The sequence below is a fragment of the Zhongshania sp. genome, from assembly GCF_041623545.1.
Lineage (GTDB): Bacteria > Pseudomonadota > Gammaproteobacteria > Pseudomonadales > Spongiibacteraceae > Spongiibacter.
Map to the genome: position 1 here is coordinate 1 of NZ_JBFJWS010000026.1, position 25613 is coordinate 25613.

The following is a 25613-nucleotide window of genomic DNA, read 5'->3' on the forward strand; positions in this document are numbered from 1 at the left end:
CGTTGAAAAAGGTGAGATGCTAGGCGTTAAAGACGTAGAAGAAATTCTGGCCACCAAATTACTGGGGGTTATTCCCGAGTCGGAAACCGTACTCAAAGCCTCTAACCAAGGTATACCAGTGATTCATGATACTGAGAGCCCTGCAGGTCAAGCTTACTCTGACGCGGTAGCCCGCATCTTGGGCGAAGAAGTGGAGCACCGCTTTATGAGCGTTGAACAAAAAGGTCTGTTTCAACGACTGTTCCGGAGGAGCGCATGAGCATATTCGACTACTTCCGCAACAGTAAGAAAGCCACGGCGTCGATCGCCAAAGAGCGCCTGCAAATTATTGTTGCCCACGAGCGCAATCAACGCAGCCAACCCGACTACCTGCCAAAATTGCAGCAGGAATTACTCGACGTGATTCGCAAATACGTTGACGTAGATCAGGATCAGGTAGAAGTGCAGCTCGACAATAATGGCAATTGCTCAGTATTAGAGCTCAATATTGTGCTGCCGGATCGCTAGTGCGATAACTGTAAGTCCTGTTTTCTAGGTGCCACTGACTGGCTTAAGGCTAGTCAGTGTGAACGGAATCTTAGCCCTAGTTATCATCATGAATATAAAAGACTATATCAGCCTTGCCGCTATCGCCCTGACGTTTATCGGCTTTGCACCGTATATCCGCGACATTCATCGCGGCACTACCCAAGCTCACGCATTTTCGTGGATCATTTGGGGTATTACCACGGTCATTGTATTTTTTGCCCAGCTCGATGCCAAAGGGGGCAGCGGTGCCTGGCCTCTTGGCGTATCTGGCGCCGTTACCCTGTATATTGCGTTGCTGGCATATCAGCGCAAGAGAACGCTTAAAATTGCCAGCAGCGACTGGCTGTTTTTTTATGCGGCCCTTTCGTCGCTACCGATTTGGTACTTCAGCGCTGATCCGGTTTTTGCCGTTATCGTATTAACAACAGTCGATTTACTTGGCTTTGGGCCGACCCTGCGCAAAGCCTACCACCACCCCTATACCGAAAGCCTGACGTTTTTCAGCTTGTTTGCGCTGCGCAATGGCCTCGTTATTTTAGCCTTGGCACATTACTCGCTGGCCACCTTACTATTTCCTGCCGCCGTTGGGCTTAGCTGCCTATTCTTGATAATATTAGTGCTGTTTCGCCGTTATTCTTTACGAGTCCATTCTGTCCCTGACAGAGATCACATGCCCTGAGCCAACTATGCGCGCACTATTTATTGTACTGGTGTTATTGAACCTGCCCACCCTTGCCTTGGCGTCGTCCTGCGAAGACAGCGAAATTTATAACGAGACCCTACTGAGTAGCGCCATAGAGCACTTGCTCAGCACCTACGGTGCCGAGGCCGTCAAACAACCGGTAGAAAAATGCACTACAGGTCCCGGCGCACTATGGCGATTGGCCTTGGCGAGCCACGAAGAAGACGAGCACTTCCAGTACTATCGCGTCGTGAGTTGCACCCCTGCCCCACAAGATGCAAGTGCCCTACAATGCCGCAGCACGGAAGGACGACGACTAAAATACCAAGACCAAGTTATCTCCGCCTCCAACGATGGCACCGCCACAGATTTTATTCACGCCTTAAACTGCTTTGCCGAAGCCCTGAGCGCCGGGAAGATCAAGATCAGTAAATACAATTCACTACTAGACACTTACTTAAGTATTCCCCTAAGCAGTAAGCAGGAAATTAGCGCCATTGCCGCGCAACCCCAGTTCCAACGCTTTATTGTTAAAGCCCTAGACGATCGCTATCGCTTTAGTGTGGAATTAGACAAGGAGTTTGGCTGCTTTATTGATCCGCTACGCAGCTAAACTCGCATTTTAATCTGGGAGTAAATAGCCTGAAGCCTGTATCAAATTGCGGACTTGTTCACTACGCATAAAAACCAGCAGCGCCAATGCCGCCGGTTTCTCCAACGCGCTTTTCAGCAATACCGCGTCTTGGCGAATAGGATTATGCATAGTTGCGGGCACGAGCCACTGTGAGCCCGTTGTCGCTAAACCAGAGTCCCGCTGCTGAGAGAGCGCTATAAAGCCCAAATCGGCGCTGCCGGTTTGGACAAACTGAAACGTCTGGGCAATATTTTCGCCACGGACAAGCTTTGCGCTGAGCGCGTCATAGCAGCCAAGTGCTTGCAAGACCTCCATTGCCGCCTCGCCATAGGGGGCCAGAAGGGGGTTGGCTATCGCCAGTATCCGAAAATCGCTGCGACAGAGAATATCAGGACTATTGTCGATTAAGTCCGGATAGCTCGACCACAGCACGAGGCGGCCCAGGGCGTAACTAAACTGCGATGCGGCGACCGCCAAACCATCTGCCACCAAGGCCGCGGGTTTCGTCTGATCTGCGGACAGGAACACATCAAATGGCGCACCATGGGTGATCTGAGCATAAATCTTACCCGAGGACGACACGACCATTTCCACGCGATGCCCGCTTTCTCGTTCAAATAAGGTGGCAATCTCCCGCATTGGCCCTAAAAAGTTCGACGCTACAGCGACGCGCACAGTCTCGGCCTGCACCACCACACACCTTGCCAGAAAGAAAACGCACAAGCTCAGTCGCAAGAATCGCATATTAGCTTCGCAACCGACTTAAATAGCGATCTAACTGATTTGCAAAAGCCTGCTTATCTTGCTGGCCAAAGGGCGCCGAACCTGCGCTGTGAACGCCAGATGAGCGCATGGTGTCCATAAAGTCTCGCATATTCAGTATGGCGCGAATATTGTCGGCGCTAAAAAGCTCTCCGCGCGGGCTAAGCGCAAGCGCGCCTTTTTCGATTACCTCTGCAGCGAGAGGAATATCGCTGGTAATCACCAAATCTCCCGCCTCGGCCCTGCGCACAATCTCGTTGTCTGCCACGTCAAAGCCACTACTCACCTGTACAGAGCTTATATTCGCCGCTGGGGGCACCCGCAGGCGCTGATTCGCGATCAGGGTCAGGACTACCCCGGTACGCTCCGCTGCTTTGAATAAGATATCCCGCACCACCACCGGACAGGCATCGGCGTCTACCCATATTGTCATAATAACTCCCAAAACACCTGAAGAAAGCCTCCCCACAAACTCATTATCAGGGTATTTCCGCCGAAATAACATCAAAGGAGTGTGTGCCATAGCGCCTAGTAATAGGGCGAAACAATCCAGTAGCGGGAAATACGAATATTGATATGCGACAGACTATTTTAAGCTTACCGATGAACACTCCTAGCTAGAGCGCAGATATTCAAGAAAAGCGCCGTTAATTAGTTGTAAATCGCAATACACTGCGATCAAGAGAGCCGCTGAATGCAAAGCCCACCGCCTTTATCCAACGGGCAATTTACGACGCTGCCAGAAGTAGATCACTTTCATCGTCAGGACTTTAATAGACTGAAGTGGCTACAATATATTATCTTGACCAGTGCCGCTGCCATCATTTTGGCTAGCGGGTTTTATATCGACTATTTAAACAATAAAAACTACAAATTGTTGTATCGCGACACCATGCAGAATCAGTTGAATTTGCATGCGATTAAACTCGAGGGGCTCATTCTCGCGAACTTACAAACCGCTAAGAGCCTTGTACCCGCCCTTCAGGCCAACCCCAATATTGACGCCACCGGCTTTGACTCATACGCGGCCCCCCTATTTGACGGTACTGTGCAGCTTAGGAACATCACCGCTGCCCAAGACCTAAAAATCAAGTATGTCTATCCGCTAGCGGGAAACGAAGCGGTGTTAAACTTTGACTATCGTGATCGCCCTGATCAACTCGAAGATGTACTGCGCGCCCGGACGAGCGGCAAAATGATTTTGTCTGGCCCATTTACATTAATTCAGGGCGGACAAGGCTTTATCGCGCGTATACCCGTTTTCGAAAAAAGCCTGCCGACCGAGCCAAAAAAACTCTGGGGTACGATTGCCGCCGTCATTAATCTAGACCAACTTTATGCCGCAAGTGGCCTAAACGAAGCCAGCTTGCCAATTGACATTGCCATCCGTAAGCGCAGTCATCAGTCCGATCAGGAGATTGCACCCTTTTTTGGTAAACAGAGTGCATTCACTGCCGGTGCCGCGCCGGTCACCACAGAAATCAAATTGCCCTCGGATGACACTTGGGAGCTCGCTGGCACCCCCAAACTCGGCTGGCCAAGTGCTGCGGACAACGCGACGGTATTGCGCGCGATAGTCAGTCTAGCTGGCATTTCTATTTACGGCTTATTCTTTACCGTTTACAGATTGATTAACCGTCGCCAACGCCAAACGGTGTTGCTGCAAAGCTTATTTGATCTAGCCCCAATTGGCATCGCCTTAGTTGAATTTAACACCGGTAAATTTTTGCAGGTCAATAAAGCCTTAATCGCAAGTACAGGTTATTCCACTGACGATTTCCTCGCCCTAAACTACTGGCAGATTTCGGCCCAAAGTCGCGAGGAATTTGATCCTCACCAATTACGTTCGCTACAAAAAGCGGGCCGCTATGGTCCCTATGAGCGCAACTACATACGCAAAGACGGCAGCGAATTTCCAGTATTATTAAATGGCGTACTCATTCAGGACAGCAGCGGCAATTCATTTATCTGGTCAATAATCGAAGACATCTCCGCGCAGAAAGAGGCCAGCGATATTGTTCAGCGTCAGGAGTCACTGATGCGTTCAATGGGGGCGCAGGCGCGAGTCGGCGCGTGGGAGTACCTCGTCGATATCGACAAATTATACTGGTCGCAGATGACCCGCAAGATTTTCCGAGTGGACTCCCACTTCCTCCCCCAAGCAAATAATATTCGCCAATTTGGCAGTGGCAATGACGACATCATGCGCTTTAATAAGTCAGTAAAAGGCGCATTGACCCAAGGCATCCCCTTTAGCGATGAAATTAAAGTTAAGACCGCAACCGGCAGAGAAATTTGGATTCATATCACTGGCCAAGCCGAATTAAAAGATAAGCGCTGCACTCGGTTATACGGCTCCGTGCAGGACATTGACAGTCGACGCAAAGCGCGAGATGAATTAATCACAGCTAAAGAGCAAGCGGAAGCGGCTGTCCGAGCAAAGAGCGAATTCCTCGCGGTGATGAGCCATGAGATCCGCACGCCAATGAACGGCGTACTCGGTATGCTTAATTTGCTGGAAAGCACCCCACTTAATCAGAATCAAGAACACAAGGTCCATATTGCCAAGAGTAGCGCCCGATCACTACTCAGTTTAATCGATGATATTTTAGACTTCTCGAAAGTAGACGCTGGCAAATTGGAGCTGGAAGCCATCGACTATGATCTGCGCCAAACCCTAGACGACATCGCCGAAAGTTTGACCCACAACGCCCACGAAAAAGGCCTAGAGTTAGTCGTCGACTTGAGCGAAGTGCCGCTCTGCATGGTCAATGGCGACCCCGTTCGACTGCGCCAAATCGTCACCAATTTACTGGCTAATGCTATTAAATTCACCGAACGCGGCAGCATAATACTACGCGCTCAATTGGATACTGAATCGGATGGCTACGTATTGCATTGCGCCATTATCGATAGTGGTATCGGTATTCCAGAGACCGATCTCGGCAAATTATTTGCGCCCTTTTCGCAAATGGATACCAGCACGACCCGCAAATACGGCGGATCTGGGCTTGGTTTATCGATTTGCAGCAAGCTCTGTGAACTCATGGGTGGCGCCATCGAAGTCCGCAGCAATCTTAATCTGGGAAGCACTTTTAGTTTTAAAATTAAACTCAAAAAGGCGGCGAGTACGCCAACAGCCATCGCACCGCAGCTTATTGATCGGAATATATTGATTATCGACAACAACGAAGATTTTCAAGACGCCTGCCGTCGTCAACTCCTCTCCTGGGGTGCGGCCGTGCAAGTAGCAAACGACAGCACGGAAGCTTTCGCGATACTTGCTGAAAAGCCCATAGCCACGCATTTTGATCTCATTATTTTTACCGAGCCGAGTGACGGCCAACGCAGATCACGGGTAGCACATCGCCTACGTCGCCTTACTGCGTCAGAGAATACCGCAATCGTACTCATGTACAACGGCAGTGAAGTGATCGAAGCGGATCTCGATATTAACGCGGCCTATTTAAAGCCTCTATCTACTCGCAGCTTCATAGCGGCTTTGCAGCTGCGTGGCAGCGACAAATTAACGAACACATTTACTCGTCAAGGTCTGCCTACGCCGCAATTAAATACATTGCCGCCAGCGCCAAAAAATACCGACAACATCACGCCCCATTTTAGTGGCCAACGCATTCTATTAGTTGAGGACAACCCTGTTAATCAAGAGGTCAGCCGCTGCATGCTCGACGAACTCGGTATCGCCACGACCATCGCCAGCGACGGCGTTGCGGCATTGCAAACCCTGTGCAATACCCCGAGCAGCACACCGTATTCACTAATATTAATGGACTGCCAAATGCCCATTATGGATGGCTATGTCGCGAGTCGCCGGATACGCAACGGCGGCGCTGGCAACACCTATCGTCAAATTCCGATTATCGCCTTAACTGCCAACGCCATGAGCGGTGATAAAGAAAAATGTTTGGACGCGGGTATGAACGACTATTTAAGCAAACCGATTGAACCTGCAGATCTTCGCAAAAAACTGGTGCAGTGGTTAACAGACGCAAACAACGAAACGACCAATGCAAAGCCAGCAGAGACATCCTTGCCGCTGCGCACCCAAAATACCATCAGCGATACAGTCATTAGCGCCGATTCCAACAGCGAGGAAGTCTGGGTAGAAGCAAAAGCCCTAGAGAGTGCCATGGGCCGCAAAGATACCCTGCGCAAATTATTAGAGATGTTTTCTGCCCAGCTAGACACGCAATTGGCCAATTTTGCACAAGCAGTGCAGTATGACGATATCGGCCAAATTGCCGATATTGCCCACGCGGTAAAAGGCAGCGCTGCTCAACTCCACGGCCGTCGCCTACAGCAAAGTGCCGGTGAGCTAGAGCGCGCGGCGAGTAGCGGCAATAGCCTGCTAATTGAGAAGCTGCAAGCGGTCTTCGTCAAAGACTGCCAAGCGCTTCAGCTCTGCTTCAGCCAGTACTTGCAGCTCACCATTAACAGCAAATAAGCTCACCGGAACTCGGCGGCCAGCAGTGTTCAGCAGAAATGTATCGCTGTACCATGGCGAACTGTGAACGCAAATCCCCGAATGGCTATATGAACTTCGCAATACGCGCCACGCTCGTCGATGAGCTGCTACAGACACATCAAGCCTATTGGCGATTCAACGTTTACCGTGGCGCGCATTATCAGCACTTAGCAAAGCATGCCGAGCTGCTGCGATTTTTACTCGCCCTCAGTGATGAACAAGTCCAAGCACTGCAAGGTGACGACTCGCGTTTATTAAACAGCATCGCGCCCCACTTCCCTGCAGCAGCGTCAATCCTCAGCCTAATTACCCTGGACTCGCCGCCAACCGTTATTCCAGTTCATGAACCACCGCCGGGGGTGCCGGGCAGAAAATGGCAGCAAATATCAGCATTCATAAAATGTCACACAACAATAAGCCGACCAGCTGTGGAATGGTGTTCAGGCAAGGGCTATCTCAGTACCGCGATAAGTCAGCGCTTTTCACTTCCTGCGGTCGGTTTAGAAATTGATCCGCAATTGGTCGCGGCCGGTAATTGCTTCGCATACAAGCATCACACCGAAGTTAAAATTATCGATTGCGATGTGCTCTCAGATTCGGTTTACCAGCATATCGAGGAGGAGCAACATGTACTTGCCCTACACGCCTGCGGTGGGCTGCATCAACGTATGCTCAGCCTCGCGGTCGCCCAGCACTGCAAGCAAATCAGTCTGGCGCCCTGCTGTTATCACCGCTTTATCGACGAATATGCGAGTTTATCCGCCCAGCTAAAATTATCGCCACTGCATCTGACGAGCGATGATCTGCGCACCGCCGTGCGCCAAACCAACACCGCCCGCAAAGGGGAAACCCAGGCGCGAAGAACCTTGCAAGCATGGCACCTGGGCTTTCGGGAATTACTCCGCCAACAGGGTTTAGCAAGCCATACCCCGCTACCGTCACTGCCCCAGCACTGGAGCAAAACGGGCTTTGCGGCATTTTGCCAACGGCTTGTAACACTTACGCAGCTTACGTTCGCGCTACCGTCGAATCTCGACGCGGCTGAAAATGCTGGGTGGTCACTCCTCCACCGCGCCGAGCGCATAGACCTTGTCAGAATGGCCTTTCGCCGCGCTATAGAAATGCGCTGTGTGCTCGACAGCGTGCTATTTTTAGAAGAACAGGGTTATCGTTGCAGCCTAGCGACGTTTTGCCGGTCCGAGTTAAGTCCCCGCAATCTACTCATCCAAGCCCAATTGCCGCGTTCGGACTGAAATATTTCACCTGCGCGGCGTTATCAAGGATAATGCCGGTCTTCGGCCCACTTATGCGGCCAATTCATTCAGTCCGCGCCCTGCCCTAGGATATTGCCATGACACTCCAACGCCTTCGCCTCGCTAAAAATGAAGATAAACGCCTGCGCAGCGGCCATTTATGGATTTATAGCAATGAGGTCGACACCCAAGCCACACCATTGCGTAACTTCAGCGCTGGGGAGCAGGTTATTGTCGAAAATCAGCAGGGGAAATCCCTCGGTGTCGCCTACGTCAATCCACAGTCCTTAATCTGTGCGCGCATGATGACCAACGACGAGCGCCCCGTTGATTTAAACACCCTGAAAAAGCGCATTAAATCGGCGCTGGCGCTGCGCGAGCAATTATTTGACCAGCCCTGCTACCGACTCATTTATGGCGAAAGCGATTTGCTGCCGGGCCTGGTAGTCGACCGCTTTGGAGACCACCTTTGCGTGCAGCTGAACACTGCCGGAATGGATGCGATGCGCGACATCGTTATCGAAGCCCTAGTGCGAATGTTACAGCCCACCTCAATATTGCTGCGCAACGATGCCGGCGTACGCAAGCTCGAAGGCTTACCTTTAGAAGTCGTGACGGCCTACGGTGAAGTGCCCGACGAAGTCGAGCTTATTGAAAACGGCGTGCGCTTTTTAGCACCACTCGCCGCAGGACAAAAAACCGGCTGGTTCTACGACCAGCGCCCAAATCGCGAATGGCTGCGCAATATCGTGCCGGGCAAGCGGGTATTGGATGTATTCAGCTATGTTGGCAGCTTTGGTATACAGGCCGCGGTGTTTGGCGCCGACGATGTGTGGTGCGCAGACATCTCAGAAAGCGCACTGGACATGGCGCACAAAAACGCCGAACTCAACGGCGTGGCCGACAAGCTCAGCACCGTGCAAGGCGATGCCTTCACTACCCTGAAATCACTAAAAGAAGCCGACGAGCGCTTTGACGTGATCATCGTCGACCCACCGGCTTTTATAAAACGTAAAAAAGATCAGAAAGAAGGCATTCTGGCGTATCGGCGTATTAATGAAATGGCCATGCGCTTGCTTAACGACGGCGGCTTTTTAATTTCCGGATCATGCTCTATGCACATGCCAAGAGAAGAACTGCTGGATCTGGTGCGGGCCTCCGCGCGCCACATCGACCGTCATGCGCAAATTATCGCCGAAGGCATGCAAGGGCCAGATCACCCCGTGCACGCCGCGATTCCAGAAACGCGGTATTTAAAAGCGGTACTGAGCCGTATATCGCGGGTGTAAGACTGGCAAACCTAATAAATCGTAAGTGAGCAAACATGCTCGCTTACGATTTGAGACTTACATTATTCAGCTCCGAGTCGACCGCCCCAAGCTCTGCACGCTTACGCTAAACATTGCAAAAGATCCTATCAATTTCAATCTACTTAGGAACTTTTAGCCTTCTGACTTTTACCAGCAACAACCCTCACTTGTATAGCCCTAAACCACCACGCCACAAAGCACCTAACGCCACTCAGAATTTTTTATTGCGCACTGCAGAAAGTCTTGGCTTAGCCCCTAATGATTGATAGGTGGAATACGGCCAATCTTGTTCATGGCTCACTAGGCCATGCTTTACCGGGTCGCGATGGATATAGGCCATGCCGTAGCGAAGCTCTACTTCGGTATGAATTTTGTAAGATTTGTACTGGCGCTGCCAAATTCCGCGGTCGCGACGGTGTAACCTGCTGCGACTCAAAAATTCATTTTTAGCGAGCGCATTAGAAAACAAGCTTTGAATCGACTTCCAGCGCAGGGCGTGATCATCATCGCCCTCGGGGAACTCCATGATACAGTGCAAGTGTTCAGGTAGCACCACCATAGCAAGCACTTTAAAGGGGTGTGTCTCGGCAGTTTTGCGCAAGCTGCCGCCCAGCAACGCGATATGACGACTCAAAACATTCTGGCTTCGCCCTTTTACGCCTAGTGTAAAAAAATATCGCGAACTGAGCTCTGGGGATGGCATATTATGCCCTCCGTGACACAATACTAACGCTACGAGCTATTAGTGTAGTGCACCGAAAACTAACTAACCATTTTAAATTTTCGCTAATTCACCACTATTACTCAGGGCGCTGGATTTGAGTAGCGCTGATGAATTTGCGCAATTCCCGATACAACCTCGTCACTTAACTGTATGTCTGCGCTGGCGATATTTTCCTTAAGTTGCGCCAAAGTAGTCGCACCGACAATATTACTGGTCACAAAGCGCTGCTGGTTTATAAATGCCAAGGCCATTTGCGCTGGCGCCAAGCCCGCTTCTTCCGCCAGTTGCAAATACGCTTCAGTCGCCGCTTCCGCTTGGGGGTTACTGTAGCGCTTAAAGCGCTCGAATAAGGTGATGCGACCATCTGCGGGGCGCGCACCATGGCGATATTTACCGCTCAACATGCCAAAGGCAAGGGGCGAGTATGCCAACAGGCCGACATGCTCGCGAATGGCCATTTCAGCCAAGCCAACTTCAAAGCTTCTATTTAATAGACTATACGGGTTCTGAATACTGGCAATCCGCGGCAAATTATATTGTTCAGCAAGGCGTAAATAGCTCATTACGCCCCAAGGCGTTTCATTGCTAATGCCGACGGCCCGCACCTGACCACTGGCCACTAACTCGCCAAGGGCCTGTAAAATAACGTGAATCTCGTCATCGCCGCCGTCGCTGCTGTGCTCGTAACCCAATTTGCCAAAAAAATTGGTGTCGCGATTTGGCCAGTGAATTTGGTATAGGTCGATATAGTCTGTTTGCAGGCGCGCGAGGTTGCCCTCGAAGGCCGACAGTATTGCATCGCGATCCAGAGGCTTGGCATTGCGAATATGGGCATGACCGGGGCCAGAAGCCTTGCTCGCCAGAATGATGTCTTTGCGCTTGCCAGTTTGCCGAAACCATTCGCCAATGTATTGTTCGGTGCGCCCCTGGGTTTCAGGAATCGGCGGCACAGGATACATCTCTGCGGTATCAAAAAAATTAACACCCTGCGATACCGCGTAATCCATTTGTTCAAAGGCTTGATCCTGGGTATTTTGTTGACCCCACGTCATTGTGCCCAGACAAATTTCACTCACCTTAATACCGGTACGGCCTAATTCACGATATTCCATGTATCCTCCACGCATCCATTAAAAAACTTACCAACAACCGAATTAACAACAGGGCGCACCATCGGCGCCAAACAGAGTGCTATCAAAGGGCAAACCCACCCCGCAGCCCTCGAAAATACCGAAGTGCCGATTAAAATTACCGATAAAATTAAAGTGCTCGGCAAAGCGCGTGTCGTGCAACATACGCCAGGTATTACCACAGACGGGGAATATTTTCCCAGACTGAATATCGTGGTGTTTATCCAACACAAAGCGGTGGGGGCTATTTTCTATACTGCCTCGGTAAATAACCGCTTGGCCGTAGTCTTCGCAATCACTCTCTAAGGCATCTAAATTAAATAAGCGATAGGTCGCGGAAAAAAACTTTATGTTTTCGCAGCGCTCGGCAAGTACCGGATCGGTTATCTCCAAGGGGCGATCTTCCACTAAACGGGAGTCTATAAAACCTTGGCGTTTAGCCAGTTGGATAAAATCATTCCAGTACAGCGCCCCACCCAAGCACTCGCCATACAAAACCGGGTCATTTTTGACCGCTTCAGGTATGCGCCTATCTGCGTATACATCTGAGAAGTAAAACTCACCGCCGGGCTTGAGTAAGCGCTTGACGCTGCGCAGCACCGCATCTTTGTCTGGCGATAAATTGATAACACAATTAGACACCACTACGTCAAAACTACCGGCATCCAAATCCAGTTCATCTAGCTTTTCTATAAAGCCTTTTAAAAAGCGCACATTTTGAAAACCAAATTTCTCAGCATGGTAGTCTTTATACTCCTCTGCAATCGCGAGCTGTTCGTCGGTCATATCAACCCCGACGACTTCACCACTTGCACCGACCATTTGCGCCAGTGCATAGACGTCGCGACCGCTGCCGCAGCCCAAATCCAGCACGCGACAGCCTTCTAACAGCGGGGGACAAACCAAGCCGCAGCCATAGTATCGCGACAAGACCTCGTCGTGAATATTGCCGAGCAGTGGCTTTAGCCACTCCGGCATCGCCGTGAAATCACAGCAGGCGGTTGTTTTTAAATCTGCGGAACTTTGCAGTTGTTTGCCGTAATAATCTTGTACGAGGTCGTGCATGACGTCTCCCAATTAAACAAACAAAGCCGTTAGAGTATCGCGAACGCGGCGAATAGGCTGATCAAAAATAATGCGAGTAAAGTGATCACATCAACCACCTTAATTTTATAGCCGGTAAAGCCTTTGTCCGTCGCTGCCACCCGCAATTCTCTCGCGGCCATAAACAAAGGAAATGCAACGCTAATCGCAATTACAATCCCCGCAATAAGGTAAACATAAACATATTTAACACCGATACGCCGCGCTTCGATAAACATCCACACATTGCAGGCAAACGCTAAAAACAAAACATCTATCGTTAAAAACTTGCCGGCGGGGTTCGCATTAAAGAGTGCGTCCTTCCAAAACTGAATATTCGCATCGGCAAAGCCATTGCCTAAATAAGCGGGCACATGGACCCAGGTCATCAGTAGCGCCACAAAGCCCGTTAGTAAATATACCGCCACTAAAACTTTAGTTTTCAATTCCATGTTCGCTCCTTTTTATTGTTAACTAGGTTTTTTACAACTAACTCACAATAGCCTGACTACAATGCACCACCGCAACTACTACCCTGCCCAGCCGTACAGCCAAAACAGTGGTCGGCTATCGCAATTTCATCGCCGTCTAGACTGTTCTGCAATAAATCGCGCAAATGACTTACGGTTTTATTGGGCAAGCCCAGTGCTAATTGCTGATTAAAATCACAGTCATATAAATTCCCCAGCCAATCCACACTCACTAAATTGCGACACATCACGGATTCCAAATTAGCGGCGCTGTAGTTGTTTTTCAGCAATTCCATATAGGGTGCGAACTGCCCTTTAGAAACTAAGGTAGAGCCAAAACGCTTTATTGGCATATTGGCCAGTGCAAACAAGTGATTAAACTCTATACCAAAGTGCGCCATTAACTCGCGGCGATAATCCGCTTCAAGCGCCTGCTGATTCGGCGGCAGCGTTGGCCCCTGCGGGTTGTAAACCAAGTTCAGTGTTAAACCAGAGCCGGCCTTGCCGTAGCCTAATGAGTTGAGTAGCTGCAAGCCGGCAATGCTCTTGTCGAACACACCTTCGCCGCGCTGGGCATCCACGTTCTCTAGTGAATAGCATGGCAGAGAGGCAACCACCTCGACTTTATTTTCCGCCAAAAATTCGGCCAAGCCCTCTTGGCCCGGCTCAAATAATATAGTGAGATTACAGCGGTCAATCACCTTCACCCCTAGCGCCGTCGCCGCAGAGACCAACTCCCGAAACTGCTCGTGCAGCTCAGGCGCGCCACCGGTCAAGTCGAGGGTTTGAATTTGCCGCGCTTTTAATACTTGGGGGATCATGGCAATGCCGTCAGCCGACATCATTTCGGTGCGGGTCGGCCCCGCGTTCACATGACAGTGCAAGCAACGCTGGTTGCACTTATAACCAAGATTCACCTGTAAGGTCTCGAGGGGTTTACGGGATATTGCGGGGAAGTCGGTCACTTCCAATAATGCCAAGGTATCGTGCATGGTGGTCCTGTATTGGGCTACGGGTTTTATTAGGCTCGATTAACGGTCATTTGTTACAAAATTGCCCTGCGATCACTCTACGTAGCAATGAGAACAGCAGACCATAAGCCATATTGCCACGAAGGTGCAAAAGTTTGGCTGATTATGTGTGCCACCGACACACTTCATGGCATATCGCGACGCTTCTTATTTATATATAAATTACAACAACTTAGAACTGCAGTTTAAAATCGGAATAAGGCCACGGCGATATTGCTAATCGACTTTCGCTTCTATTTGCACAGAAGTTCGGTCTCTGGCAATAATTCCCGTATAATACGCGGCTTTCACGCGAAGAGAGCCAAGCAATGACCGCAAAAGTTGCCCTGATAATGGGGTCAAAAAGTGACTGGGAGACCATGCGCCCAGCCACCGAGATCATGAGCGAACTCGGCGTTGAACACCACGTTGAAGTGGTTTCTGCCCACCGCACCCCCGATAAACTGATGGAATTTGCTGATCAGGCAATTGCTCGTGGCTTCGAGGTTATTATCGCTGGCGCTGGCGGCGCGGCCCACTTGCCCGGTATGGTTGCTGCCAAAACTCGGCTACCAGTACTCGGCGTGCCAGTTCAGAGCCGCGCACTCAGTGGCGTAGACAGCTTACTCTCTATTGCGCAAATGCCAAAAGGCATTGCCGTGGGCACGCTGGCAATTGGCAGTGCCGGCGCGTTTAATGCTGGCCTATTGGCTTGCCAAATTCTGGCCCTGACCGACGCTACCCTCGCTGCCAAGCTTGAGGCTTTCCGCGCCAAACAGACCCAGGATGTACTCGATAATCCGGACCCAAGGGAGGTCTAATGCCAACGGTATGGGTACTCGGCGCCGGTCAATTGGGCGCCATGCTAAAACAGGCTGCGTATCCACTAGCGCTCGAAGTTGAGCCTGTGGAGCCTGATAGTGAGCACTTACCAAACATCGCTGCCGGCGACATCGTTACCGTCGAGCGCGAGCAGTGGCCAGACACTCCGGTGACTCGCCACCTGAGCAGCCAAGCCGGCTTTATTAACGCCGATATTTTTGGCCGTATCGCGGATCGCTTTCACCAAAAAACCATGCTCGATGATTTGGCGATTAGCACCGCCCCATGGCGAGTAGTCAATACTGACAGCCAAGCTCAAGACTTGCACACTGAACTAGGCCCCCACGTGCTGCTGAAGCGCCGCGAAGGTGGGTACGACGGCAAGGGCCAACACTGGCTGCACCAAGCCGAAGGCGGCGCGATCCCCGCCGACTGGCTGGGCACCGGCATTGCCGAACAAAAAATCCCCTTTGATGAAGAATTATCCCTTGTTGGCGCCAGAGACAAAGACGGCAACAAAGTCTTTTATCCGCTCACGCTGAATCTGCACGTAAACGGTATTTTAATGGCGTCGATTTCGCCCTTAAGTCGAGTGACTCACCTGCAGCCGCAAGCAGAAGCGATGCTCGGCAAGATCATGGACAGCACCGACTATGTCGGTGTTATGGCCATGGAGTGCTTTAGAGTGGGTAACGCGTTAATGGTCAATGAACTCGCACCACGGGTTCACAACAGCGGCCACTGGACTCAAGCTGGCGCCTGCGTCAGCCAATTTGAGATGCATTTACGGGCGGTGAGTGGTTTGCCGCTCAAGGCGCCAGATGTCCGCGGCCAGAGCGTGATGATTAATGTGATTGGCGTAGAGCGCAATATTGACTGGCTAAAAATCCCAACCACCCAGTGTTACTGGTACGGCAAAGACGTGCGCCCGGGCCGCAAGCTCGGCCATATCAATCTAAATCATCCGCAAAAAGGTGTTGTACAGAACGCCTTGCGCGAACTCCACACCTTGCTGCCGCAAAACTACGACCAAGTATTTGCCTGGGTAGAGCAGGAATTAGAACGCGCCTAACCCCGCGTTCTAATTCCTGCTCCCGTCCTAGTTACACCAAGCCGAAACTCCGTAACAAGAACATAATAAAGCTGGTGGTGAGCAGCGAGCCCAGCGTCGTCAATACAATAATATTGGCCGCTAAAGTCGCATTGCCACCCATTGCCCGCACCATCACATAACTAGCCGCCGCAGTCGGCGCCGACGACATCAAGGCCAACACCCCCAGCTCGACACCCCGAAAACCCAGCGCAATACCGGCAGTAATAAGCAGCATAGGCACCAGTAATAATTTACACACGGTGCTGATAAGCGCACCCCGGTAGTCGGCCCGCAAAGCTTTAAAGTTTAAGCTCGCGCCGGTACACAGCAGTGCCAATGGCAGAGTCAGCTGTGCAAAGTACTCACCGCTGTGCTGAACCAAGGCCGGCAGACGCCAATCTAAGGCGGCAAACAGCAAGGCCGCAACAATACTAACAATGAGCGGGTTGCGCACAATTCCCCGGAACGTCGCCGTCAGGCCACCGTCGCGATTCAAGGAGCGACTCAGGGTAATGACCGCCAAGATATTGTATAAAATCGTCACCAAACCCAAGTACAAAGAGGCCGTGATCAAACCATTGTCACCATAGGCATTCACGCAATAGGCCAGCCCGATAATCGCCAGGTTCGAGCGAAATCCACCCTGCACCACCACACCGCGATCTTCCCGCGCAGCCACTAGGAATCGCGCCATTAACTCCAATAAGAAATACACCAACAGCGTCGCAATTAAACCGAAGACCACCAGCGACACATTGGCCGAATGGCTGATACTGGTCTGACTAATACTTAAAAACAGCAAAGCCGGCAGGGTAATATTAAACACCAGCTTGGTGCCAACCTCGACGAAGTTGTCATTAATCAGGTGAATACGATTAAGGTAGGCGCCCAAGGCCAATACGACAAAAATAGGCCCCGTTATCGAAAACGAAAATGACAGCGACTGGATAAAGGCAGACATGAAAAGTGCTCATTGGGATTCAGGCTGGGTAATATCGATTCAATTATAGAGACCTAAGACTCCGCGGTCTTGGCCTCTATTCAATCATTTCAGGTGGGTACCGAACGCCCCAAATTTAAGCGCGGCCAAATAGTGCATGCCGCGCCAATCCGCCTATATGCTAAAAGCCCTCCAAGACAATTTTACCAATAGCGGTACCTGACTCTAGTTCGGCATGGGCACGTTTCAGATTGTCGGCATTGATAAGGCCAAGGTTTTTACCGCTGGTGGTTTTGACATAGCCTTGATCAACTAAGTCGGCTACTCGCGTCAGCAGCTTGCTCTGCTCATCCATATCTGCCGCTTGGTACATAGAGCGGGCAAACATAAACTCGATATGCAGGGACTGGCTTTTGGTTTTAAGCTTCATAACGTCTAATGGCGTCGCGGGGTCGTCAATCATGGCGATTTTGCCAAAGGTCGCCAGCACAGCTGGATAGTCGTCGAAGTAACTGCCGGTAGCGTTCAAACTTGCAATATGACTTACCTGTTTGATCCCTAAGGCCTCTATTTGCGCCAACAGTGGCTTAGTGTGATCGACAACATGGTCAGCGCCGAGCGACTTCACCCAAGCCTGGCTGTCTGCCCGCGACGCCGTGGCAATAACAGTGGCTCCGGTAATCGCTTTGGCGAGCTGAATTAAAATAGAGCCGACGCCACCAGCAGCGCCCACCACCAAAATGACCTCATCGGATTGCGCAGTTGAATCTGCACTCTGCTGTCTTACCGCCAAATGCTCAAACAACAGCTCCCACGCGGTTATTGTCGTCAAGGGAAGTGCGGCGGCCTCAGCAAAAGATAAGCTCTTAGGCTTGCTGCCGACAATGCGCTCATCAACGAGCTGATACTCGGCATTGCTACCCTGGCGCGTGAGGTCACCAGCGTAGTAAACCACATCACCAGGCTTAAAGTTTGTCACCGCTTCGCCTACGGCAACGACTTCGCCGGCCGCATCCCAGCCGATTACTTTGTAGCTACCGTCCTCGTTTATGGCCTTTTGCCGGATTTTGAAATCGACGGGGTTCACTGCAATCGCATTGACCTTCACAAGCACGTCTCGCCCAGAAGCAGTGGGCTGCGGCAACTCGATATCAGTCAGTGACTCCGCTAGGTTAATGGGTAGCGATTTTTTATAGCCAATTGCTTTCATGGGGTCAGTCCTTGTGGTCAGTAATTGCCATGCAGTGTAGAGCTTGCGTTATCTACCATAAACAGCATAATCAAAGATTCATTATCAAATATTATTAGACAATATGTTATTAGAAGATCTTCAAGTCGTACTCAAGGTCGCGGAATTCCGCAGTATCACCGCGGCTGCGACGAGCTTGAATATGCGCACGGCGACCGCAAGTGCAGCGCTTAAACGCGCAGAAAAAGCGCTCGGCGCCGAGCTATTTGTGCGTACCACGCGCCAATTGCGATTATCCAATGCCGGCGAGCGCTATATTCCCCAGTGTGAGCAGGCCCTTACAATGCTGGAGCAAGCCCAGCGCAATATGAAGGATGGCCTCGACACAGTTGATGGCGAGCTGCGCATCGCGTTGTCGTCTGACCTCGGGCGAAATTTTGCCCAGCCCTGGCTTGATGAGTTTATGGACACCCATCCGAAGGTAAGCTTAAAAGCCAATATCAGTGACAGTAATATCGACTTTTATCGCGACTCAGTCGACATTGCCCTGCGCTATGGCTCACCTTCCGATGCAAGTCTTTACGGCTTTAAAATCTGCAATGTTCCGAGTCTTCTTTGCGCCACGCCAGCGTATCTGGCGCGACATGGCAGCCCGCAACACCCTCATGAATTAGCGTCGCACAATGGCCTGTTTTACCAGCTTCACGACATTATTCACGACACATGGACGTTCTCACACAGCGGAATAGAATACAAAATTAAAATGAGCGGTAGGCACGCATCTAACGACGGTGATTTGGTCAGACGTTGGTGTCTTGCCGGCAAAGGCCTAGCGGTAAAGTCCTGCCTCGATATGTCCAATGACTTATTGGCGGATCGCGTGGTAAATATCATGCCAGCATTTAAGCCTAGGGCGACCGAGCTGTGGCTTATTTGCCCAAGCAGGCAATCCATTACCCCAGCAGTTCGTCTACTCAGAGATATGTTTAAACGAAAATGCACCGTGATTTTAAAGCAATTGCATGAAAGGGAGATTATTGACGACAGTGTGTTTATGTAACAGGCGCAAGCCTTCTTCAGAACAATTGTCGCCGACAGACCTAGCCTGCAAGGTCTCGGCAATGACTACGGATTAGTTTCTACTGAACTACGCAACATGTTTTTCAGCATAATTCGACTTATGTGTTTGCGCAATTGTGTGCTTTTTTATTTTGCTCGATGATGTCCGTGGATTGTAAAGCACCTGAATAATTTGCTTGCCCTGGCTTTTTAAATAGGCTTCCACTTCGATATTATGGCGTTTTTTACCCCAGTCTTCGCCAACCACAAAAATATCTGCATTCACGGTCTTACAACCGGAAACATACTCAAGCTCATGGTAGGGCTGAACGATATCAACGCAACTTAGGGCCTTTAACATTTCGAGCCGCTGATCGAGAGGAATAACAGGAGTATTCGGCTTATAGGAATTGACCACTTTATCGGAGGCGACACCTACGGCCACGACATCCCCCAATGTTTTACAGTACTCGAGTAAAGCAAGGTGCCCTACGTGCAATAAATCGAATGTGCCTACGGTATATACAACCATTACGCCTTTGACTCCTTATTTAATATATATTTTAGTGTGCAGTTCAAAACATCAATTCGGCTACAAAAGCTTCCAGCCGTAAATCCCGCTGATGGCAAGCGTGTAAATTGCCAGCAAATAAACATTAACTGGGTTTCCAGAAAGCTTTGGCGTTTTGATCTGCGAGACGTTCAAAACCGCAAGCGTTACACCACTAACATAAAGAACGACGGTAAAAATTTCCTGACTTAAAATACTTTCAAATAAAAATATAAAAACCAGAACAATACTGTTGTTGTCGAGCGCCAGCCCAGTGTATTTAGCCGCACCAGAGAGACCGAATGTACTGAAGTAGCTCAGCCTTATCGCACTCGCAGCGAGCATGATAAAAGCGCCCACAAGAAAGATCGGCGCAAAATCACCAAAGCTAAGTAAAAGTACGGCGGGTGTAACACCATAGCTCACAATATCTATTAACAAATCTAACTGACCACCAAAAACCCGATCATTACCGCTGCGGCCCTTCATTCTTCGCGCAACAAGACCGTCAGCCCAATCAAAGGCAACAGCCCAGATCATGCCAATCATCGCCGCGTAAAAAACACCTAAAATGCTAAAGTAGATTGCCAAGATTGTGCAGGCTAATCCCGCTAATGAACAAAGATTAGGAAGATCCTTTACAAAGGAAAGAATGCTTGGCTGTCGCGTGTGTAATTCCGCATTACCTGTAGTCATGGAGCTCCAATAAATAGCGCTTGATGATCATTTCTGATATCAAGAAGATAGAATAATTTGCCGGCATACTGCTAGAACGTACGGGCAATATAGGATGTCGTGTTACAGGGTGTAGATGGAAAACATAAAATTTGAGAACCGCAGAGCCCAATATCGAGGTGACGGTGATGGAAATCGCGTGATTGATGCCACGCTAAAAAACGCAGAAAGAACAACAGGAGGGGCAACATACCACATACAGCTTTATTTATCGCGATATATTAAAAGCATGAGAAAGTGCGGGGCGTAAATACGCCCCGCAAAAAGCAACTTTAGGCTATTTAGTTAAGCCCGCACTTGCCGCACTCTTTTTCCGAGACACTTTTGACGACGTAACGGCACTTTCAGTAGCGGACTTTCCGCTGACCGATTTCGCTTTAGAGGATCTGGCTGCATTAGCTTTCACGGCCTTTGGCTTCACCGCCTTTGGATTGACTGAGTCATACGTAGCCAATTCAACCTTTGGTAGTTTAGCTACTGCCGCTTCGAGCTCGCTCAAGCTGTCTTCTAAGTAGTCCAATAAGCGCTGCATATGGGGCACCGCTTTACGGCAGGCAATTAAGCCGATATCCACGGTATCATGACGACTAATAATCGTGATATTCAACGCACCTTGATCAATGACTAAAGACGCCGGATACAAACCACTCAATTTAGCGCCCTGCCAATACAAGTCCTGCCGTGGACCAGGCACATGGGATATAACAACACTAGCTAAGGCCTTTTCACTTCCCCTGCCCAATAGCATCGCCATTGCGCCGGGCATTAACATCATTGCGGAGTAGGCTTGTAGCTGATTCGGTGTCAGGCGACGAATCCGCTCCTTGTTATAATCCATACTGCTCTTAATCGCCTTGAGCCGCTCAACAGGATCCGCCACATTTGTCGCAAGATTCGCGATTGTAAAAGCGACCTCGTTGGCGACATCGCTGGTGTCGTTATTGCGATCTCGAACTGACACCGGCACCGCCGCGCTTAATGGTAATTCCGGCGCTTCACCCAGTTCCTGAAGATAACGCAATAATGCGCCAGCACACATAGCTAAAATAACGTCATTACTGCTACCACCCAAAGCGGCAGCCACGGTTTTTATACGCGGTGTTGAATACGACTGCGCCGAAAAGCGCCTGGTGCCACTGACTTTTTGGTTAAAAACCGTGTGTGGTGCAGTGCCGGCCACCGCGAGATCTGGGTTATCACGCCAATAATCAACAAAAGAATCACGTAACTCGCGCGCGACGCCCATCATTGATTTCGCGCTATCGCGTGTAATTTTACGCGCTGCAAAAATACTCTCTACGATCGGCGTTGGCACAGGTAAAACTTGACCGCCGGACGACTTGATTGTCTCCACCTCCCAGAATGGTGGCAGGTCTCTTGAGGCATCTCGATCTGGCGACATGGAATTGATCATCATTTTTATGCCGGTCATGCCATCAACCATGCTGTGATGAATTTTCATATAGACCGCAATGCGACCGTCTTCAATTCCTTCAATTAAATAGATACGCCACATAGGATAGCTGCGATCTAGGTGGCCACAATGTAATCGCGAGACCATTGCCAGTAATTCGCGAATCCGCCCAGGCTCAGGCAGCGAAACATGCGCGAAATGATGCCCAAGATCAAAGTCTGAATCCTCCTCCCAATAATGCATTCCGCGCTTACGCACCAGCAAGCGATTAAAGGGCGCAGCAGTCTTCACCGACTGCCTTAGTTTTTCAGCGAGATCGCTCGCAAAATTTTCTGTGGCATCTTCTGGGGGCTCAAACAACATCAACATACCAATATGCAGGGGCTGTCTACGACTTTCCAGTCGTAAAAATGAGTCGTCGATCATGTACAGTTTTTTCATGATGTAATTTTCCCGAGTGCAAAACAGCTTATCATTCGCATTATTTTTATATCGTCGCAATGGCACCAATTTAGTGCGCTTTTCAAACTCAGCTCTCCTCCGATTTAAGAACGCCAATCCACAGACTAGCCCATCACCAGAAACAGTTCAATGTGACCGGAGTGCATTGTATAGGTGATCATTTAATCACCTACTGGAATTATTCAAAATGATAAAAAAGCGCCACTACGTTGCTGACATATAGCAATTAAGTAAGTAGGCGGCGCAAGTAATTATATATGAAATAAGTATAGGCGGGCGCACCACGGCGAACAGACTCCATGTAATCACCGACAACTATCGCGGTGTGCGCACGAAAGCTATGGCAGGGGCAATGCCATTATTTGAACAATATTAGGCGCGGCTTGTGGCATTAAAACGTAGCCCATAAAAACCCACGTCAACAAAACAACGACAACCATTTTCATGCGCGCCTCCCTGGCCGCACTCCTCACTACAGGCGATGAAAGCCAGCTAACTAGAGTAACTGATACCAATACTACCCACACTGATTGATGCGCCCTTTCTCACTAGGTCACACATAGCTTAGTTTGTAATAAATGGCATTTCCACAGCGCGCTCCGCAAATAATGGCAACTGTTAGGTTCAGGCAAATTTCGTAAAAATAATGTGTTACCAAAACAGACATTCAAAAAAAACCTGAGGAGCGCGTAATATCAAGTACAGACAACATCTTAGCGACACTTTGAAAAATTTTTATTCACTGTCTAACTAACTACACAGCGCTACCAAGTATAGAAAATGTGTTTTAAACATTTTTATGAGTACTTATGGAACACAATTTATTAAATTATTATTGATCCAAATCAAGAAAATTGATCGATTTCTCACCCGCGATCATCACCCGACTACGAGCTAATAAAGTCGGGCCACATACCGACGATATAATCCAAAAATTTCTCGCTCAAACCCTCATCGCGTAAATACGCCCGGCTAACAGGAATATGCTTAGGCTTAAATGCGGCATCGTCACGCAATAATTGTGGGTAATTATGGTGGGGCATTGCCGCCCGTCCCAGCAGGACAAAATCCAATCCTTGATCAAGGCAATGACAAATATCCTCCGGGCTGTATATCTTGCCCGCCGCGCCCAAACGAATCTCGCCGCGATTTAATTCAACAAAATACGACAATAGGCTGCGCCCTTGAAACCTCTCTTCAATCGGTTCTTTATAAATATTCCACGCTGACACATCGAGAAAATCAATTTCTTTTGCCGCAAATAAAGCCTTGGCGGTACTCACTGCTTCTTCTAGAAGAATGCCGTGCCGCTCTGGCGAGAGTCGCACACCCAGTAAAAAATCGGCACCGCAGCGCGCGCGAATACCTTTAATGATATCGAATAAAACTTTACAGCGATTCGCCAGCGGGCCACCGTATTCATCAGTGCGACGATTAAACTCGGCACTTAAAAACTGGCCAATAATATAGTTGTGCGCAGCGTGAATTTCTACGCCATCAAAGCCGGCTTGTTTAGCGCGAACGGCGCCGCTAATAAAGTCTTCGATCAAACTTTGCACTTCGTCGTGCTCCAAGCCCCGCGCACCAAACTTCTCCGACGGCGACGGCGCAACGGGCATATCACCAATGAGCTCTCGGGGCGCTCGGAATCCAGCATGATGGATTTGCACAACGGCAAGACTTGCATGTGCTTTAATCCTGCGCGCCAAATCCCTCAAACCCGGCAAGTGGGCGTCGCTAAACACACCTAATTGACCCGCAAAGCCTTGGCCCAATGAATTAACATGAGCAGCCGCTGTCATCGTTACGCCAAAGCCACCCTCGGCGCGCATCTCTAGCCAACGAATCTCAGCCTCGCTTAGCCGTCCATCCACCTTGCTTTGAGTATTGGTTAGCGGCGCCAGCATGAAACGGTTGTTCATCACTCGGCCACATGGGAACGCTAGGCTATCAAATACTTTATTCATCTTCATCATCTCCACCATAAGCCGTCAATCGAGCACTTATGCGAGCAGAAACCTACACAAGCAATGCTATTCAAACGCTGTTTCACCAACGCGCAGGGGTTTCGTCAAGGCTCAATGGTATTTGATACGACACGTCCCGCTTGTCCCGCAAACCTTTGCTATAACCTTGCTCGCGAAAGCTCGGCGCTTTCAATATTGATGCATCACCAGCTAGCAAGACGTCGACCGTTGAGCGACGCAGCGCGATTTTCCACTCGCCGTTACGACACTCCAGACGATCAATATAGCGACCACTGATAAAGCGGGCTGTTTCACCATCCTTATTCAGTAATGCGACAATGACATAACTCTCGCAGTGTGCAGTATCACCATCAATCTCACAGGTGTGCGTCGTTATGTTGTGTGTATGCAGTTGTGCGCCAGCCGCATGAACGGCATTAGCCCACTTTGCGTAAGCTGGCCCATCATTTAGGACATAACCGTGCTCGTCGACGCCATCCGGGTGATAGGCCGCTGTTAACATTTCAACATCAAACCTGTCGTGGGCGCGTGCATGGCGCGCAATGCAGTCCATAATAGCCGTCCGGTCCATCAAATACTTAACGTCTTTTTTTAATTGTTCTAATTCGTTAATTGCCGTCATTTTCACTTCCTCGTTATGCCGCGCGTACGCTCTGCGTTAATAGCGGCGGTCAATATACTAACGGATAATATTTGAATACCGCGGTGGCGGCGCAACCTTATGCGTCTCGCGATAGGAGGTTGGCTGCCGACCACCTTCGTCTGTGATCCCGTATTTTTTAGCCAGCTCAGCGCCAATAAGAGTTTGGCCGCTCACGGCCATAATATTGTTGTCCGTATACAGCGCCCAAATGAGGTGACCGGTAAACTCGGTTGTTTCAGTCATATTTTCTATGTAACCGTACTTTTCTCTATCACTTTCAATTAATAACTGCAGTCGCTCGGTCTGTAATGCACCCATCCAAATTGAAAGCGCTGCAACGTTATAATCCTGTAAATCAACAGCCATATCCGCGGCAAATTTATCAACGCCGCATTTATGCGCTCCGTAGACTGGGCCGTATACATAGTGCACCGCACCCGATGCGGAGGTAAAAATAATCATGCCGTTGCGCTGCTTTGTCATCAACGGCGCAGCGTAGTAACTTGCGACATACGCGCTGCGCAGCCCGACGTTTAGCATATCGACTATTTCCAGTGGTTTTTGCCAAAAACCGCCGGGTTCAGTTAGTTGCTCGTGTAAAGCGCAGGCATTGTTCACTAGAATATCTAATTGCCCCTGCTCCTGC

24 protein-coding genes and 1 pseudogene are annotated in these 25613 nt (G+C 49.9%); 10 read left to right on the forward strand and 15 right to left on the reverse strand.

Annotated features, from left to right (window positions below):
* From ABYT30_RS05355 to ABYT30_RS05370, 4 genes and pseudogenes are all read left to right on the forward strand, one after another.
* Positions 1–259 (forward strand): annotated as a pseudogene (locus ABYT30_RS05355) (septum site-determining protein MinD); the annotation flags it as partial.
* On the forward strand, positions 256–507 hold the full coding sequence (minE, locus tag ABYT30_RS05360; RefSeq protein WP_008252201.1) for a cell division topological specificity factor MinE: 252 nt from the start codon (positions 256–258) through the stop codon (positions 505–507). The pseudogene ABYT30_RS05355 and the gene minE, both read left to right, overlap by 4 nt.
* Before the next feature lie 58 nt (positions 508–565).
* Positions 566–1207, forward strand: a complete 642-nt coding sequence (locus tag ABYT30_RS05365; RefSeq protein WP_373079143.1) for a hypothetical protein — start codon at positions 566–568, stop codon at positions 1205–1207.
* Between the two features lie 7 nt (positions 1208–1214).
* Positions 1215–1823 carry a hypothetical protein gene (locus tag ABYT30_RS05370; protein WP_373079145.1) on the forward strand — a complete coding sequence of 203 codons (609 nt, stop codon included), beginning with the start codon at positions 1215–1217 and terminating at the stop codon, positions 1821–1823.
* Positions 1824–1832: 9 nt separating this feature from the next.
* On the opposite strand, the gene modA is transcribed toward ABYT30_RS05370, so the two are convergent.
* Both modA and ABYT30_RS05380 read right to left on the reverse strand, forming a co-directional pair.
* Positions 1833–2588 (reverse strand): molybdate ABC transporter substrate-binding protein, encoded by a 756-nt coding sequence (gene modA, locus ABYT30_RS05375; protein WP_373095551.1) that lies wholly within the window; start codon positions 2586–2588, stop codon positions 1833–1835.
* Between the two features lies 1 nt (position 2589).
* Entirely contained in the window at positions 2590–3039 is a 450-nt protein-coding gene (locus ABYT30_RS05380) for a YaiI/YqxD family protein (protein ID WP_373079149.1), read from the reverse strand.
* 261 nt (positions 3040–3300) lie between these two features.
* On the opposite strand from ABYT30_RS05380, the gene ABYT30_RS05385 reads away from it, so the two are divergent.
* The 3 genes from ABYT30_RS05385 to ABYT30_RS05395 all read left to right on the forward strand — a co-directional run bounded on the left by ABYT30_RS05385 (position 3301) and on the right by ABYT30_RS05395 (position 9634).
* Positions 3301–7071, forward strand: a complete 3771-nt coding sequence (locus ABYT30_RS05385; protein WP_373095554.1) for an ATP-binding protein — start codon at positions 3301–3303, stop codon at positions 7069–7071.
* An 89-nt stretch (positions 7072–7160) separates the two neighbouring features.
* The gene (locus ABYT30_RS05390) at positions 7161–8345 is read left to right on the forward strand and encodes a methyltransferase (protein ID WP_373095557.1); all 1185 of its coding nucleotides are present in this window, start codon (positions 7161–7163) and stop codon (positions 8343–8345) included.
* A gap of 98 nt (positions 8346–8443) precedes the next feature.
* Complete coding sequence (locus ABYT30_RS05395; RefSeq protein ID WP_373082597.1) at positions 8444–9634, forward strand: class I SAM-dependent rRNA methyltransferase; 1191 nt, start codon at positions 8444–8446, stop codon at positions 9632–9634.
* 232 nt (positions 9635–9866) lie between these two features.
* On the opposite strand, the gene ABYT30_RS05400 is transcribed toward ABYT30_RS05395, so the two are convergent.
* The 5 genes from ABYT30_RS05400 to arsS form a co-directional block, all read right to left on the reverse strand.
* Positions 9867–10358 (reverse strand): transposase, encoded by a 492-nt coding sequence (locus ABYT30_RS05400; protein WP_373095560.1) that lies wholly within the window; start codon positions 10356–10358, stop codon positions 9867–9869.
* A 101-nt stretch (positions 10359–10459) separates the two neighbouring features.
* Positions 10460–11491: an NADP(H)-dependent aldo-keto reductase gene (locus ABYT30_RS05405; RefSeq protein WP_373082593.1), complete on the reverse strand. Its 1032-nt coding sequence runs from the start codon at positions 11489–11491 to the stop codon at positions 10460–10462.
* A gap of 42 nt (positions 11492–11533) precedes the next feature.
* Positions 11534–12574: a methyltransferase domain-containing protein gene (locus tag ABYT30_RS05410; protein ID WP_373082592.1), complete on the reverse strand. Its 1041-nt coding sequence runs from the start codon at positions 12572–12574 to the stop codon at positions 11534–11536.
* Between the two features lie 29 nt (positions 12575–12603).
* On the reverse strand, positions 12604–13044 hold the full coding sequence (locus ABYT30_RS05415; protein ID WP_373095563.1) for a DUF2834 domain-containing protein: 441 nt from the start codon (positions 13042–13044) through the stop codon (positions 12604–12606).
* 56 nt (positions 13045–13100) lie between these two features.
* Positions 13101–14054 (reverse strand): arsenosugar biosynthesis radical SAM (seleno)protein ArsS, encoded by a 954-nt coding sequence (gene arsS / locus ABYT30_RS05420; RefSeq protein ID WP_373082587.1) that lies wholly within the window; start codon positions 14052–14054, stop codon positions 13101–13103.
* Between the two features lie 347 nt (positions 14055–14401).
* Between arsS and purE the strand changes: the two genes are divergently transcribed.
* Positions 14402–14893, forward strand: coding sequence for a 5-(carboxyamino)imidazole ribonucleotide mutase (gene purE / locus ABYT30_RS05425; protein WP_373095565.1), 492 nt, complete (start codon positions 14402–14404; stop codon positions 14891–14893).
* On the forward strand, positions 14893–15966 hold the full coding sequence (purK, locus tag ABYT30_RS05430; protein WP_373082584.1) for a 5-(carboxyamino)imidazole ribonucleotide synthase: 1074 nt from the start codon (positions 14893–14895) through the stop codon (positions 15964–15966). The genes purE and purK overlap by 1 nt, the downstream gene beginning before the upstream one ends.
* Positions 15967–15997: 31 nt before the next feature.
* Here the strand turns inward: purK and ABYT30_RS05435 are convergent, their stop codons facing one another.
* Positions 15998–16948, reverse strand: coding sequence for an AEC family transporter (locus ABYT30_RS05435; RefSeq protein ID WP_373082581.1), 951 nt, complete (start codon positions 16946–16948; stop codon positions 15998–16000).
* Between the two features lie 160 nt (positions 16949–17108).
* Complete coding sequence (locus ABYT30_RS05440) at positions 17109–18137, reverse strand: zinc-binding alcohol dehydrogenase family protein (RefSeq protein WP_373095567.1); 1029 nt, start codon at positions 18135–18137, stop codon at positions 17109–17111.
* Positions 18138–18240: 103 nt separating this feature from the next.
* Here ABYT30_RS05440 and ABYT30_RS05445 point away from each other — a divergent pair, with 103 nt between their 5' ends.
* Complete coding sequence (locus tag ABYT30_RS05445; protein ID WP_373095569.1) at positions 18241–19176, forward strand: LysR substrate-binding domain-containing protein; 936 nt, start codon at positions 18241–18243, stop codon at positions 19174–19176.
* Between the two features lie 87 nt (positions 19177–19263).
* Here ABYT30_RS05445 and ABYT30_RS05450 read toward each other — a convergent pair whose 3' ends face one another.
* The 6 genes from ABYT30_RS05450 to ABYT30_RS05475 form a co-directional block, all read right to left on the reverse strand.
* The gene (locus ABYT30_RS05450) at positions 19264–19707 is read right to left on the reverse strand and encodes an adenylyltransferase/cytidyltransferase family protein (RefSeq protein ID WP_373095571.1); all 444 of its coding nucleotides are present in this window, start codon (positions 19705–19707) and stop codon (positions 19264–19266) included.
* Between the two features lie 60 nt (positions 19708–19767).
* Entirely contained in the window at positions 19768–20421 is a 654-nt protein-coding gene (locus tag ABYT30_RS05455) for a phosphatidylcholine/phosphatidylserine synthase (protein ID WP_373079894.1), read from the reverse strand.
* Between the two features lie 316 nt (positions 20422–20737).
* Positions 20738–22315 carry a wax ester/triacylglycerol synthase family O-acyltransferase gene (locus tag ABYT30_RS05460; protein ID WP_373095573.1) on the reverse strand — a complete coding sequence of 526 codons (1578 nt, stop codon included), beginning with the start codon at positions 22313–22315 and terminating at the stop codon, positions 20738–20740.
* A 908-nt stretch (positions 22316–23223) separates the two neighbouring features.
* A complete protein-coding gene (locus ABYT30_RS05465; protein WP_373095575.1) occupies positions 23224–24303 on the reverse strand; it encodes an NADH:flavin oxidoreductase in 1080 nt (359 codons plus the stop codon).
* An 82-nt stretch (positions 24304–24385) separates the two neighbouring features.
* On the reverse strand, positions 24386–24946 hold the full coding sequence (locus ABYT30_RS05470) for a nuclear transport factor 2 family protein (RefSeq protein WP_373095577.1): 561 nt from the start codon (positions 24944–24946) through the stop codon (positions 24386–24388).
* Positions 24947–25003: 57 nt separating this feature from the next.
* Positions 25004–25613: SDR family NAD(P)-dependent oxidoreductase (locus ABYT30_RS05475; RefSeq protein ID WP_373095578.1), on the reverse strand; the 610-nt coding region annotated here is incomplete at its 5' end.

Bases quoted from the DNA above. Each gene is read 5' to 3' on its own strand.
- minE (WP_008252201.1), top strand. From the start codon at position 256: ATGAGCATATTCGACTACTTCCGCAACAGTAAGAAAGCCACGGCGTCG.
- ABYT30_RS05370 (WP_373079145.1), top strand. From the start codon at position 1,215: ATGCGCGCACTATTTATTGTACTGGTGTTATTGAACCTGCCCACCCTT.
- modA (WP_373095551.1), bottom strand. From the start codon at position 2,588: ATGCGATTCTTGCGACTGAGCTTGTGCGTTTTCTTTCTGGCAAGGTGT.
- ABYT30_RS05380 (WP_373079149.1), bottom strand. From the start codon at position 3,039: ATGACAATATGGGTAGACGCCGATGCCTGTCCGGTGGTGGTGCGGGAT.
- ABYT30_RS05385 (WP_373095554.1), top strand. From the start codon at position 3,301: ATGCAAAGCCCACCGCCTTTATCCAACGGGCAATTTACGACGCTGCCA.
- ABYT30_RS05390 (WP_373095557.1), top strand. From the start codon at position 7,161: ATGAACTTCGCAATACGCGCCACGCTCGTCGATGAGCTGCTACAGACA.
- ABYT30_RS05395 (WP_373082597.1), top strand. From the start codon at position 8,444: ATGACACTCCAACGCCTTCGCCTCGCTAAAAATGAAGATAAACGCCTG.
- ABYT30_RS05400 (WP_373095560.1), bottom strand. From the start codon at position 10,358: ATGCCATCCCCAGAGCTCAGTTCGCGATATTTTTTTACACTAGGCGTA.
- ABYT30_RS05405 (WP_373082593.1), bottom strand. From the start codon at position 11,491: ATGGAATATCGTGAATTAGGCCGTACCGGTATTAAGGTGAGTGAAATT.
- ABYT30_RS05410 (WP_373082592.1), bottom strand. From the start codon at position 12,574: ATGCACGACCTCGTACAAGATTATTACGGCAAACAACTGCAAAGTTCC.
- ABYT30_RS05415 (WP_373095563.1), bottom strand. From the start codon at position 13,044: ATGGAATTGAAAACTAAAGTTTTAGTGGCGGTATATTTACTAACGGGC.
- arsS (WP_373082587.1), bottom strand. From the start codon at position 14,054: ATGCACGATACCTTGGCATTATTGGAAGTGACCGACTTCCCCGCAATA.
- purE (WP_373095565.1), top strand. From the start codon at position 14,402: ATGACCGCAAAAGTTGCCCTGATAATGGGGTCAAAAAGTGACTGGGAG.
- purK (WP_373082584.1), top strand. From the start codon at position 14,893: ATGCCAACGGTATGGGTACTCGGCGCCGGTCAATTGGGCGCCATGCTA.
- ABYT30_RS05435 (WP_373082581.1), bottom strand. From the start codon at position 16,948: ATGTCTGCCTTTATCCAGTCGCTGTCATTTTCGTTTTCGATAACGGGG.
- ABYT30_RS05440 (WP_373095567.1), bottom strand. From the start codon at position 18,137: ATGAAAGCAATTGGCTATAAAAAATCGCTACCCATTAACCTAGCGGAG.
- ABYT30_RS05445 (WP_373095569.1), top strand. From the start codon at position 18,241: ATGTTATTAGAAGATCTTCAAGTCGTACTCAAGGTCGCGGAATTCCGC.
- ABYT30_RS05450 (WP_373095571.1), bottom strand. From the start codon at position 19,707: ATGGTTGTATATACCGTAGGCACATTCGATTTATTGCACGTAGGGCAC.
- ABYT30_RS05455 (WP_373079894.1), bottom strand. From the start codon at position 20,421: ATGACTACAGGTAATGCGGAATTACACACGCGACAGCCAAGCATTCTT.
- ABYT30_RS05460 (WP_373095573.1), bottom strand. From the start codon at position 22,315: ATGAAAAAACTGTACATGATCGACGACTCATTTTTACGACTGGAAAGT.
- ABYT30_RS05465 (WP_373095575.1), bottom strand. From the start codon at position 24,303: ATGAATAAAGTATTTGATAGCCTAGCGTTCCCATGTGGCCGAGTGATG.
- ABYT30_RS05470 (WP_373095577.1), bottom strand. From the start codon at position 24,946: ATGACGGCAATTAACGAATTAGAACAATTAAAAAAAGACGTTAAGTAT.